This is a genomic window from Sorangium sp. So ce204 (genome assembly GCF_051526795.1).
In the GTDB taxonomy this organism is placed as follows: Bacteria; Myxococcota_A; Polyangia; order Polyangiales; family Polyangiaceae; genus Sorangium; species Sorangium cellulosum_B.
In genome coordinates, this window is the sequence record NZ_CP150317.1 from 12,502,467 (window position 1) to 12,514,660 (window position 12,194).

General features: G+C 72.1%; 9 protein-coding genes. All 9 read left to right on the plus strand.

The features are described 5' to 3' along the window. Positions 1–14 precede the first annotated feature (14 nt). The 9 genes from WMF22_RS47315 to WMF22_RS47355 all read left to right on the plus strand — a co-directional run bounded on the left by WMF22_RS47315 (position 15) and on the right by WMF22_RS47355 (position 12,163). Positions 15–647: an OmpA family protein gene (locus WMF22_RS47315; RefSeq protein ID WP_437301684.1), complete on the plus strand. Its 633-nt coding sequence runs from the start codon at positions 15–17 to the stop codon at positions 645–647. Beyond that, positions 647–1,630, plus strand: coding sequence for a DUF2894 domain-containing protein (locus WMF22_RS47320; protein ID WP_438034032.1), 984 nt, complete (start codon positions 647–649; stop codon positions 1,628–1,630). Before WMF22_RS47315 ends, WMF22_RS47320 begins: the two co-directional genes overlap by 1 nt. Before the next feature lie 13 nt (positions 1,631–1,643). Then, complete coding sequence (locus tag WMF22_RS47325) at positions 1,644–2,090, plus strand: hypothetical protein (RefSeq protein WP_438034033.1); 447 nt, start codon at positions 1,644–1,646, stop codon at positions 2,088–2,090. A 471-nt stretch (positions 2,091–2,561) separates the two neighbouring features. Then, entirely contained in the window at positions 2,562–3,332 is a 771-nt protein-coding gene (locus WMF22_RS47330) for a PP2C family protein-serine/threonine phosphatase (RefSeq protein ID WP_438034034.1), read from the plus strand. A gap of 136 nt (positions 3,333–3,468) precedes the next feature. Continuing rightward, positions 3,469–6,513 carry an excinuclease ABC subunit UvrA gene (gene uvrA / locus WMF22_RS47335; RefSeq protein ID WP_438034035.1) on the plus strand — a complete coding sequence of 1,015 codons (3,045 nt, stop codon included), beginning with the start codon at positions 3,469–3,471 and terminating at the stop codon, positions 6,511–6,513. A 471-nt stretch (positions 6,514–6,984) separates the two neighbouring features. Then, a complete protein-coding gene (locus WMF22_RS47340) occupies positions 6,985–8,694 on the plus strand; it encodes an IgGFc-binding protein (RefSeq protein WP_438034036.1) in 1,710 nt (569 codons plus the stop codon). Between the two features lie 55 nt (positions 8,695–8,749). Further along, the gene (locus tag WMF22_RS47345; RefSeq protein WP_438034037.1) at positions 8,750–9,673 is read left to right on the plus strand and encodes a DMT family transporter; all 924 of its coding nucleotides are present in this window, start codon (positions 8,750–8,752) and stop codon (positions 9,671–9,673) included. A 200-nt stretch (positions 9,674–9,873) separates the two neighbouring features. Beyond that, complete coding sequence (locus tag WMF22_RS47350; protein WP_438034038.1) at positions 9,874–11,247, plus strand: phenylacetate--CoA ligase family protein; 1,374 nt, start codon at positions 9,874–9,876, stop codon at positions 11,245–11,247. Between the two features lie 199 nt (positions 11,248–11,446). Continuing rightward, positions 11,447–12,163: a ClpXP protease specificity-enhancing factor SspB gene (locus tag WMF22_RS47355; protein WP_437296405.1), complete on the plus strand. Its 717-nt coding sequence runs from the start codon at positions 11,447–11,449 to the stop codon at positions 12,161–12,163. Positions 12,164–12,194: the final 31 nt, after the last annotated feature.

The window sequence follows — 12,194 nt, forward strand, 5'->3', positions numbered from 1 at the left end:
GCGAGAGCGAGGCGATGTCCCTGACGCCGGCCGAAGACGATGTCCCCGAGCAGGCGGCGGTCTGGCCGGTCTTCGGCGACCTCATGGCCTGTCTCTTCGGCCTCTTCGTGCTCTTTTTCGTCTGGGCGATCTCGTTTCAGGTCGATCTGGCCCGCGATCTCGCCGCCGAGCGCGCCACCCGCGCGACGGAGCGCGCGCGTCTGGAGGCGCTCGAGAGCGCCCTGGCCGGACCGCTCGCCGAGGGGAGGATCACCCTGACGGAGGGGCGCATCGGGATCCGCGGCAGCATCCTGTTCGAGCTCAACTCGGCCGAGCTTCAGCCTGCGGGCATCGCGCTGCTCCGCGCGCTGGCCGACCCGCTCAAGGCGTACCTCGAGCATCATGACGAGCTCATCATGGTGAGCGGCTTCACGGACGACCGCCCGCTCACGAGCTCGTCCCGCGGCTATGCCGACAACTGGGAGCTCTCGGCGCAGCGAGCGCTCACGGTGACGCGGGCGCTCTCCGCGGCGGGTGTCCCCGACACGTCGCTGTTCGCGGCCGGCTTCGGAGAGCGGCACCCGGTGGCGCCCAACGACACGAGCGAGAACCGGGCGAAGAACCGCCGGGTGGAGATCTCGCCGATCCCGCGGCGAGGCGCGCCCTGATGACATCCACGTCGGATTTTTCTCCGACGATGATGCCCTCCCAACCCGGGTTGGCCGCGCCGTCCCAACCCGGGTTGGCCGCGTGCCCCCAACCCGGGTCGGCCGCGCCCTCCCAACCTGGGTCGCCCCCGTCCCCCCAACCTGGGTCGCCCCCGGCCGACGCGCGCCTCGCCGCCCTGCGGGCGGCCGGCGCCCACCGCTTCGACCCCGCGGGCTACCGCCTCGTCGAGGCGCTCCTCGAGCGCGCTCGCGCCCTCGACGGCGGCGCCCGCGCGCGCCTCGTTGCCCGCGCCTCCGCGCGGCTCGCGGCGCTCGACGCCGCCTTCCACCGCGCCCGCGCCGACGCCGAGGCCCACCTCCGCGCCCTCGCCGACGCCGGCCTCCCTCACGACGGCGCCCTGGCCGCGGCGCTCGCGCTCGGCGATTTCCCCGCCGTCGTGAGGACCGCGCGCCGCCGCCTGCGCGCGCTCGCCGCCGAGCGGAAGACGACCGCCGTCCCCTCGCTCGCGCGCCTTCGCGGCGAGGTGGCCGCGCGCGACGTGCGCCTCCCCGGGCCGCTCGCGCGCGATCTCGCGGAGCTCCCGTGCGACGGCGACGTCGTCGAGCGCCGGGTGAAGCGGCAGGCCCAGGCCCTCAGCAGCGCGCTGTCCACCGCGCTGTTCCACGAGTCGCTGGTGAGCGCGCGCGCCACGCTCGCCGTCGCGCGCGCGGCCGACAACGTGCCGGAGGACGCCGGCCCCTACAACGCCCAGGTGCTCGCCTCCCGGGCGCTCTGCGCCGCCGAGCGGCTCTCGGGGCACTACCTGCGCGCGCTCGTGGCCAGCCTCCAGGACCTCGGCGCCCTGGCCGCCGCGCTCGAGCCGCAGCCCGAGAAGCCAGCGCGGAAAAAAGCCGCCCCTCGGAACACGAGCGACGCCGCCCCTCGCCGGCGGCCGGCCCGGTCCGCCCGAAAAAAAGAATCCCTTTTTCGCGGATCGCGTTAGGTAAGTAGTCCCCATGCTTCGCTCGCCAGGCCGATCGCTCGCTTCCCTCGCGCTCTTCCTGCTCGCCAGCTCCTGCTCGTCCTCGCCCGACAAGGTGCAGAGCGGGCCGCTCACGCCGCCGCTCAAGCAGTGCGGCACCGAGGTGGTCAAGCGCGGCGACGGCTACAACGGCGCGGCGCGCGAGTGCATCTGGCAGGCGTACAGGAACCACGACCCGTCCGAGTTCACGACCACGCGGTACACCATCGAAGGCGATCCCGTCACCTACCGCCTCGAGGTCACGCTCACGGGCGTCGTCGTCGTCGTGGACAGCAAGGATCGCTACGCGCTCCGGGGCGTCTTCCGCCACGAGTGCCGCAACCTCGAGCGCATCATGCAGGAGGGCACCGACGAGGGGCGGTTCGGCTTCGCGCTGAGCGCGTGCTCCGGCGGCGGCGCCGATCGGTTCGCGGTCCCGTGACGAGGCCGCCGCGCGCCGGCGTCCCCGGCTCGGCCCGGCGGCCCGGTCGGCCCGGCGGCCCGGTCGGCTCGCTGGCCCGACGGGAGGCCGCCCCGAAGCCGCGGCAAATCAAGACGTTGGAAACGGAACGGTGACGGGCGCGCGGCGTGAGGCGCAATCGCGCACCGTGTGGAGTCCTGCGCGGACGGCCGCGGGCGGGCGCGCCCCGAGGCCTGATCTGGTGGACGCGACCGATCCTTGGCGCGTAGGCTCGCTGGGAGCAGTCGGAGCGGGCGGCAAGATGAGCAGACGAAGCACCCCGTGTCGCGCGATCGGTCCGAGGAAGGCGCCGGAAGGGTGTGGATGACGCGATGACGGAAGACGCGCGCCCGTCGTCCGGCAGTCCGGCAGAGCGTGCCTGCGAGCACGCTGGAGGGAAGCGCCGTGCAGCGTCACCTCGTTTTTGAAGCCGCCGGGATCAGCCATCCTGGCATGGTCCGAGACACGAACGAGGACAGCTTCGCGATCCTCGAGCCCCGGGGGCTGTTCCTCCTGGCCGACGGCATGGGAGGGCGCGCCGCCGGGGAGGTCGCCTCGCGCATGGCGATCGATACGGTGCGTGATTTCTTCGACGACCCGGACTCCACCTGGCCTGTCGCCGTCGGCGTGGGGCCGCCCACCACGCGGGGCTCGGAGGCGCGCTACGTCGATCAGGGGCTCCCCCTGCTCGTCGCGGGCATCCAGCTCGCGAACGGCCGCATCTTCTCCGCCGCGCGGCGCGACCGGGAGAAGCGCGGCATGGGCACCACGATCGCGGCCGTGCTGGCGCGCGACGGCTTCATCGCCGTCGCGCACGTGGGCGATAGCCGCGTATACCGCCTGCGCGATCATCGCCTCGAGCAGCTCACGCGCGATCACTCGCTCGTCAACGAGTGCATCCGGCTCGGCCACCTCCTCCCCGAGCAGGCCAGCTCGTTCCCGCTCCAGCACGTGATCACCCGCGCCCTCGGCACCGACGAGGCGGTCGACGTCGAGACGCGGATCGACGCCATCGAGGGAGGGGATGTCCTCCTGCTCTGCTCAGACGGCCTGTCCGGCGTCGTGCCGGCGCAAGATATCGCAAGTATCCTGGCGACCCCGGCCGATCTGGCCGGCATCGCGTCCCGGCTCGTCAAGCGCGCCAACGAGAACGGTGGCCCCGATAACGTCACCTGCGTTGTCGTGCGCTGGCGCGCTTCGCCCAGCGGCCCGACCAGGCGCTGATCCGCGCGCCCGCGCTGCCGCTCCGGCGGTGTGCGGACGAGAGCATTGCGTTCAGCCCGCCAGTTTTTCCATGGAACATCGCGTGCCAGGAGGTGCCGGAGAGCGCGCCACCGTGTTAATGGCGGTGGCGAATCCAATGGGCGCGCGAACGAACGGATCCACACACCCGCAATCCATCGAATCCCCGTCCCGGAGCGCGGCGCTGAGCAAGCCGGGGAAGGGCGGCTCCTCGGGCGCGCGGCGCGCCGGCCCGGCGGCGGCGGAGCTCGATCCCGCGGAGCACCACCGGCCGGCGCTCAAGCTCCTCGACGCCGCGCGCGAGCCGGATTTCATCGAGGTGCTCGGATCGCGGGAGCACAACCTCCGCATCGATCGGCTGGAGGTGCCGAAGCGGAAGCTCGTGGTGTTCACGGGGGTGAGCGGCTCGGGCAAGTCGAGCCTCGCGTTCGACACGCTCTACGCCGAGGGGCAGCGGCGTTACGTCGAGACGCTGAGCTCTTACGCGCGCCAGTTTCTGGGTCAGCTCGAGCGCCCGCAGGTCGAGCACCTGCGCGGCCTGTCGCCGACCATTGCCATCGAGCAGAAGAGCGCGTCGAGCAACCCGCGCTCCACGGTCGGCACGATCACGGAGGTCTACGATTACCTGCGCGTGCTCTATGCGCGCGCCGGCGAGCAGCATTGCCACCTCTGCGGCAAGCCGGTGAAGGCGCAGAGCTCGGAGCAGATCGTCGACGAGCTCCTCGGGATGCCGGAGGGGACGAGGTTCGTGCTGCTCGCGCCGCTCGTGACGCACCGGAAGGGGGAGTTCAAGGACCTGTTCGAGGAGCTCCGGGGCCGCGGCTTCGTGCGGGTCGAGATCGACGGGGCGCAGCACCGGCTCGACGAGCTGCCGAAGCTCGACAAGAAGCTCAAGCACACCATCGCGCTCGTGGTGGACCGGCTCGTCGTGCGGGCGGACGAGCGCCAGCGCATCACGGAGGGGGTCGAGGTCGCGCTCCAGGAGGGGCGCGGCGAGCTCCGGGTCGAGCTCCAGGCCGACGAGGGGGCGTCCGGGCGGCGGCGTCGCCCCGACGCCCCGCTGCTGTTCAGCGCCGCGCGCTCCTGCTGCGGCCAGAGCTTCCCCGAGCTCTCGCCGCAGAGCTTCTCCTTCAACAGCCCGCTCGGCATGTGCGGCGCCTGCAACGGCCTCGGCACCCGCCTCGAGATCGATCCGGCCCTCGTGATCCCGGATCCTGCGCTGTCGATCCGGGAGGGCGCCATCGCCCCCTGGGCGTCGGCCATGGCGCGCGGGGAGGGCTGGACGTTCCGCATCATCGACGCCGTGGCCAAGGCGTGCTCCGTCGACCTCGACGTGCCCTGGCGCAAGCTCGGGGCGAAGAAGCAGGAGATGGTGCTCCATGGCCTCTCGGGCAAGCGCATCGCGGTGACGTGGGGGAAGGAGGGGACCGAGACGCACGGCACCTGGGGCATGAAGTTCGAGGGCGTGATCCCGAGCCTGATGCGCCGGTTCCAGCAGTCGTCGTCCGAGTCGGCGCGGGATGCTTACCGCAAGTTCATGAGCGAGCGCCCGTGCGACGCCTGCGGCTCCCGGCGGATGCGCCCCGAGTCGCTCGCCGTGCGCGTCGCCGGCGAGGGGATCGCCGACGTCACCGCGATGACGGTGAGGGACGCCTACGATCACTTCGCCCGGCTCGAGCTGCCGGGCAACCGGCAGAAGATCACGGAGGGGGTGCGGCGCGAGATCACGAGCCGGCTCAGCTTTCTCCTGAACGTGGGGCTCGACTACCTGACGCTCGACCGCTCGGGGCCGACGCTGAGCGGCGGCGAGGCGCAGCGCATCCGGCTGGCGAGCCAGCTCGGCAGCGAGCTCTCCGGGGTGATGTACGTGCTCGACGAGCCGAGCATCGGCCTGCACCAGCGGGACAACCAGCGCCTCATCGAGACGCTGCGGCGCCTCAGGGATCTGGGCAACACGGTGCTCGTGGTGGAGCACGACGAGGAGACGATCCGGGCCGCCGACTACGTCGTGGATTTCGGCCCCGGGGCCGGGCACCTCGGCGGCCGGGTGATGGCCGCGGGGACGCCCGAGGAGATCGCGCGTGACCCCGAGAGCGTGACCGGGGCGTACCTGGCGGGGCGCGCGCGCATCGAGGTGCCCGAGGCGCGGCGCGCCCCGCGCGGGTGGCTGGAGATCCTGGGCGCGGCCGAGCACAACCTGAGGAGCATCGACGTCCGTTTCCCGCTCGGGGTGCTGCTCGCGGTGACCGGGGTGAGCGGCGCCGGCAAGAGCTCGCTGGTGAACGGTATCCTCCTGCCGGCGCTGGGCCGGGCGCTCCACCACAGCACCGAGCCGGTGGGCGCGCACCGCGCGATCCAGGGGCTCGAGGCGCTCGACAAGGTCATCGCGATCGACCAGAAGCCGATCGGCCGCACGCCGCGCTCGAACCCGGGGACGTACACGAAGGCGTTCGACCAGATCCGCGAGATCTTCGCCGAGCTGCCGGAGTCGCGCGCGCGCGGCTACGGCCCGGGGCGGTTCAGCTTCAACGTGAAGGGCGGGCGCTGCGAGGCGTGCAGCGGCGACGGCATGGTGAAGGTGGAGATGCACTTCCTCGCCGACGTCTATGTCCCGTGCGAGGTGTGCGCCGGCAAGCGGTACAGCGCGCAGACGCTCGCGGTGCGGTTCAAGGGCAAGAGCATCGCGGACATCCTCGACACCAGCATCGAGGATTGCCTGCGTCTCTTCGAGCACCACGTCGCGCTGCGCCGCGTCCTCGAGACGCTGGTCGAGGTCGGACTCGGGTACATGAAGATCGGCCAGAGCGCGCCGACGATGAGCGGCGGCGAGGCGCAGCGCGTGAAGCTGAGCCGAGAGCTCGGCAAGAGCCAGACGGGGAGAACGCTCTACGTCCTCGACGAGCCCACGACGGGCCTGCATTTCGAGGACATCCGCAAGCTGCTCGGCGTGCTCCACCGGCTGGTCGACGCGGGGAACACGGTGGTGGTGATCGAGCACAGCCTCGACGTCATCAAGTGCGCGGACTGGGTGATCGATCTCGGGCCCGAGGGCGGCGCCGGCGGAGGACGGGTCATCGCCGAGGGGACGCCGGAGCACGTCGCGAAGGTGAAGGGCTCGTATACAGGGCAGTTCCTTGGCCCCCTTCTCCCCCATAAGCGTTAACCAAGCCTCGCTCCGCGTTCTCCTACGTTCACGACCACGTTCACGTTGGTGACCGATGGGGCGAGCTTCGTGCGTTGAGTGCAACGGAACGAGCTCGGTCAACGCCTATGCCCCCTTCTCCTGTGCAGGCGCTGGCTGCTCGGCGATGGATCATCCGGGGCAGAGTGAGGCAGAGAACGTCTGCGACGGCTCAGTCCGACGCGCCTGAGACAGACGCGTTTGTGATTTGCGTCGCTCGCCGACCATCCATTTCAGAGAAGCGCGATATTCATTGGTGGCGCCCATAACGGTTTTATTCGATCGGCTTGCACCGCGCTGCAAAAGCGCGTAGCCGGGATCGATGGACACCAACGTGTCCAGGAGTGCGCGAGCACCCGACAAGCAACTTCAGCAAAAAAGCACCATGATATCTCGCGCCAGCGGGGCTGTCGTACAGGCCCCTGCGCTCGAGATCCGTTGACGGGAGGGCCCATGCAGATCTCGAAGCATGCTCTATTTCTCGGCGTAGGACTCTGGGTGGGCGCCGCCTCGGCGGCGGCGTGCTCCGCCAGCGGCTCGTCGGCGGGCGACCCTCGGCCGGGGACCACCGCCAGCGGCGGCGGCTCGAGCGGCGACGCCGTCGGGTCGATGAGCTCCGGCGGCTTCGGCGACGACATCGGCGCCGGCACCGGGGGCGGCGACCTCGGGCCCGAGCTCGGCGGCGACCCGAGGACGTGCGCGGAGGCCGCCGCGAACAAGTCCTATATCGGCTGTGACTTCTGGCCCACGGTCACCGCGAACATCGTCTGGTCGATCTTCGACTACGCGGTCGTCGTCGCGAACGCCGGCGACGAGATCGCCGAGGTCGAGGTGACGCGCGCCGGCGCCGCGGTGGCGCGCGCCGAGGTCAAGCCCAACAGCCTGAGCAAGATCTACCTCCCCTGGGTGCGCGAGCTGAAGGGGCCCGACGCCACCCATTGCACCGGGGGCGACTCGATCACGAGCTCCGTCCGCGTCGATGGAGGCGCTTACCACCTCGTCTCGACAAGGCCGGTCACGGTCTATCAATTCAACGCGCTCGAGTACAAGGGAGAGGGCGGCCCGTCCGGGAAGGACTGGTCGTCCTGCCCTGGCAACGAGGCGTGCGCGGCCAACGACGGGGAGCCCTTCGGCTGCTTCTCCTTCACCAACGACGCGTCGCTGCTCCTGCCGAGCACCGCGATGACAGGCAACTACCGCATCACCGGCCAGCGCGGCTGGGCGGCGGCGGACTTCGGCGGCTACATCGTCATCAGCGGGATCCAGGACGGCACGAGCGTCACCGTGAACGTCGCCCAGGGAGGCTCGGTGGTCGCGGGCGGCGGCATCCCCCGGACGAGCGGCGGCGGCAGCTTCACCGTCCAGCTCGACGAGGGGGATGTCGTCGAGGTCCTCGGGCACCCGAGGAGCGACCTCAGCGGCAGCCTCGTCACCGCGACCCGCCCTGTCCAGGTGCTGACGGGCATCCCGTGCGTGCAGGCGCCGATCGGCCGCCAGGCCTGCGATCACATCGAGGAGTCCGTGTTCCCCGCCGAGACGCTGGGCAAGCGGTACTTCGTGACGGTCCCGACATCGCCGGGCGGCCGCGTCATCGGCCACATCGTGCGCCTCTACGGCAACGTCGATGGCACGGCGCTGACGTACCCGTCCGGCAAGCCGGACGGCGCGCCGACCACCATCGACGCTGGCCAGGTCGTCGACCTCGACGTGGTGAGGCGGGATTTCGAGGTCGTGGGAGACCACGAGTTCGCGATCAGCACGTTCATGCTGGGCGCCGCGATCGTCGACGCGGACACCGAGCCTCGCCAGAAGGGCGATCCGTCGCAGAGCCACCCCACCGCGGTCGAGCAATACCGCTCCAAGTACGTCTTCCTCGCGCCGAGCGACTACGATGAGAGCTACGTCGACATCATCCAGCCGCTCGACGCCATGATCACGCTCGACGACGGCGCCGTCGACGTCGCCCCGACCCCGATCGGCAACGGCTCCGGCTTCGGTGTCGCGCGTGTCCGGCTCGGCCCCGGCAACGGCGGCGCGCACGTGCTGACCGCCTCCGCGCCCGTCGGCATCCAGGTGCTCGGCTACGGCGCGTACACGAGCTACCAGTACCCTGGTGGGCTCAACCTCGTCGCCATCGCGCCCCCGCCGCCCCCGCCCCGCTGACCCCGCGCGCGCCGCGCTGGTTGTCTTTCCCGGTCTCCTGAACTAGCACCCTCGCATGACGGACGAGCCGCGCTCCTCGGCGCGTCGCGCCCGCCGCGCCGCGCTCTTCGTCGTCCTGGCCAGCCTCGCCTTCGCCGCGAGCGGCCCGCTCGCCCGCTATGCGCGCCCGGTCCACCCGCTCGCCATCGCCTTCGGCCGGGTCGCCCTCGCCGCCATCGCGCTCTCCCTGCTCGACCCGCGCGCGATCGCCCGCTCGGCCGCCCGCCTCTCGCCGCGCCAGGGCGCCGCCGTCCTCTGCGCCGGCCTCCTGCTCGCCGTCCACTTCGCGCTCTTCCTCTGGGGGCTCGACCGCACGTCCCTCCCCGCGGCCCTCTCGCTCGTCTCGCTCGAGCCGCTCGCCGTCGTGCTCTGCGCGTGGGCGTTCTTCGGCGTCCGCCCCACGCGCTCCGAGCAGGCGGGCGTGCTGCTCGCCACCGCCGGCGCGCTCGTCGTCGCGCGCTCGGCCGGCGCCGGCGATCACCGGCTCTCGGGCGACCTCCTGGTCGTCGGCGCCACCCTCCTCTACGGCCTCTACGTGTCCTTCGCCCGCGCGCTCCGGGACGCGCTGCCGGCGCGGAGCTACGCCGCCCTCGTCTACGGCAGCGCCGCCGTCTTCCTCGCCGTGGCGCTCCCGTTCGCGCCCGGCGCGCTCGAGGGCGTCGCCCCGCCGCCGGCCCACGCCGCCTTCGCCATCGTCGCGCTCGCGCTCGTCCCCACCGTCGTCGGCCACACAGCGGTCCAGATCGCGGCGCGCCGCATGTCCCCGTCCATCGTCGCGCTCGTGTCCCCCGGCGAGACGCTCGGCGGGATCGTCATCGGCGCCCTGTGGCTCCACGCCACCCCCACCGCGCTCGAGATCGCGGGCGCCGCGATCATCCTCCTCGGCGCCACCGTCGCGATCCTCGGGTCGAGCTCGTCCGCGGCCGCGAGCGCAGGCTGACGCGCCCCCGCCGGCGCGGCGTGAAGGCGTGACAGCGTGTGTCCGTGCAGCGGTCGCGCCGAGCGCTCACCCGCTCTGCTGGGACGGAGCTTGCCGGCGCGCGCCGCTCCGGTCGGACTCCGCGCCACGAACACAGGGATTCTGCGGGAGAGCCGCCCGCGCGCGCTTGACGGTCGATGATTCGAAAGAACGCTTCGCCCATGTACGGTGGGCTGTTTCGAAACATCCTGTTTCCGTTCTACGAGACCCGTTTGAGGGGCAGGGAGACCCTGAAAGACCTGGAGCGGATAGAGCGCTCCCAGTGGCGATCGGAGAGTGAGATTCGCGATCTCGGCTTCCGGCGGATGCTCGCCGCGCTCCAGTTCGCCGAGCAGCACGTCCCGTTCTACCGGGCTCGCTTCGCCGAGCACGGCGTGCGCGCCGCCTCGGTGAAGGCGCCGGAGGACCTCCTGCGGTTCCCCGTCCTCACGAGGGCCGACCTCCGCGCCCACGGGCAGGACCTCCTCGCCGAGGGCTTCGTCGGCCGGCTGTACGCGAGCGGCACGGGCGGGTCGACGGGCGAGCCGGTGCAGTTCCGGTTCGACCACCGCACCTACGAGCGCCGCATCGCGGCCGCCATGCGGTCCGACGGGTGGGCGGGCGCCCGGCTCGGCGACCGGGAGCTCCACCTGTGGAGCACCGTGCTTGTCAGCGAGACGCTCGCGAAGAAGGCCAAGCGCTCCCTTCACGAGGCCATCCTCCGCAAGAAGATGATCTCCGCCTTCGACCTGTCCGACCGGCGCCTCGCCGCGTTGCTCGACGAGATCGCGCGGTACCGGCCGCAGCTCATCGTCGGGTACGCGAGCGCGCTGTACCACGCGGCGCGCTACGCGCTCGCGGATGGCCGCGCGCTCCCCGCGCCGCGCGGCATCGTCACCAGCGCCGAGCGGCTGTTCGCGCACCAGCGCGAGGCCATCGAGCGCGCGTTCGGCGCGCCGGTGTTCGATCGGTACGGCTGCCGGGAGCTCATGCTGATCGCCGCCGAGTGCGAGCGGCACGCCGGCAAGCACATCAACATGGAGAACGTGTTCGTCGAGCTGCTCCGCGACGGGCGCCACGCCCTCCCCGGCGAGCCCGGCGAGGTCGTCGTGACCGACCTCGTCTGCCGCTCGATGCCGCTCATCCGCTACAAGAACCAGGACGTCGCGATCGCCGCCGGCGCGCCGTGCGCGTGCGGCCGCGGGCTGCCGATGCTCGCCTCGGTCGAGGGCCGCGTCCTCGACCTGCTCGTCGGCCCCGACGGCGAGCTGCTCGCCGGGGAGTTCTTCCCCCACCTCATCAAGGACCAGCCGACGATCGCCCGCTACCAGGTCCACCAGGACCGGCGGCGCGCGCTCACGGTCAAGCTCGTGCCGGGCAAGGGCTTCCAGCCCGAGACCGCGAGGCTCATCGAGCGCCTCGTCCGGCAGCACCTGGGCGAGCGCGCGGAGGTCTGCGTCCAGATCGTCGACGAGATCCCCCTCACGAGCGGCGGCAAGCACCGGGTCACCCTCTCCGAGGTCCCCGTCCAGCTGGGCCGGGGGCGCGCAGCGTGAGCGTCGCCGGGGCTGCCGGGAAGCTCGAGGGGCGCCGGCCGCGCCGCGCGCTGCGCTCACAGCGCGTTTTCTACAGATCTGCTGGAGCGCCTGGTGGCTGGGGCGCGGCGGCCTGCTCACCCGGCACGCTGCTCGGCGCGTGGCCTCCCCGAAGCGCTGGCGGAGCCGCGCGGTCCGGGGTATTGGGCAGAGCAGTACGATGTCCGACGTGCAGAGACCGCTCCCGCCGAAAAAGGACGTCGCGCTGGCCCTCCTCGAGCGAGAGCCGAGCGTGTTCATCCACCTCGATCCGCGCCGGCCCGGTGTCTCCGTCCCCAAGTGGTTCACGGGGCAGCCGCAGCTGATCCTCCAGGTCGGCATGAACATGGCGATCGCCATCCCCGACCTCAAGGTGGACGACGACGGGATCAGCTGCACCCTGTCGTTCAACCGCGCGCCGTTCTGGTGCCGCTTGCCGTGGCACGCGATCTGGGCGCTCGTGAGCGAGGATCAGCGCGGCATGGTGTGGCCCGAGGACATCCCGGCCGATCTCGCCGCGCAGAAGCAGCAGCGCCCCGCCGTCGCCCCGCCGCAGAAGCCCGCCAAGAGGCCGCGCCCCCGGCTCGCCGCCGTCGCGCCCCCCAGCGGCGACGACGAGCGGAGCGACGAGGCGGCGGACGAGGCGCGGGCGCGCGACAGGGCGCGCCCCCAGCTCGAGCCCGTGGAGGCCGGCGAGCGCGAGGCCCCGGCGCGGGACGCCGGCGCGGCCGTGAGGCCGCTCGCGCCGGTGCCGGCGCCGGCCCTCGCGCCGGTGCGGTCCACCGAGGAGCGCGAAGACGACGAATCGGGCGGCTCCGGTGAGCCCGAGCCCAAGCCGCGCCAAGGGGCGGGCAAGCCGAAGCGGGAACTGCCCCCCTATTTGCGGGTCATCAAGTAACGCCACTGACGCTACTGCTTGACGGTGCGGC

Excerpts from the sequence above, each read along its gene's own strand:
- WMF22_RS47355 (WP_437296405.1), top strand. The coding sequence starts at position 11,447 with ATGTCCGACGTGCAGAGACCGCTCCCGCCGAAAAAGGACGTCGCGCTG.
- WMF22_RS47315 (WP_437301684.1), top strand. The coding sequence starts at position 15 with ATGTCCCTGACGCCGGCCGAAGACGATGTCCCCGAGCAGGCGGCGGTC.
- WMF22_RS47340 (WP_438034036.1), top strand. The coding sequence starts at position 6,985 with ATGCAGATCTCGAAGCATGCTCTATTTCTCGGCGTAGGACTCTGGGTG.
- WMF22_RS47325 (WP_438034033.1), top strand. The coding sequence starts at position 1,644 with ATGCTTCGCTCGCCAGGCCGATCGCTCGCTTCCCTCGCGCTCTTCCTG.
- WMF22_RS47350 (WP_438034038.1), top strand. The coding sequence starts at position 9,874 with ATGTACGGTGGGCTGTTTCGAAACATCCTGTTTCCGTTCTACGAGACC.
- uvrA (WP_438034035.1), top strand. The coding sequence starts at position 3,469 with ATGGGCGCGCGAACGAACGGATCCACACACCCGCAATCCATCGAATCC.
- WMF22_RS47320 (WP_438034032.1), top strand. The coding sequence starts at position 647 with ATGACATCCACGTCGGATTTTTCTCCGACGATGATGCCCTCCCAACCC.
- WMF22_RS47345 (WP_438034037.1), top strand. The coding sequence starts at position 8,750 with ATGACGGACGAGCCGCGCTCCTCGGCGCGTCGCGCCCGCCGCGCCGCG.
- WMF22_RS47330 (WP_438034034.1), top strand. The coding sequence starts at position 2,562 with ATGGTCCGAGACACGAACGAGGACAGCTTCGCGATCCTCGAGCCCCGG.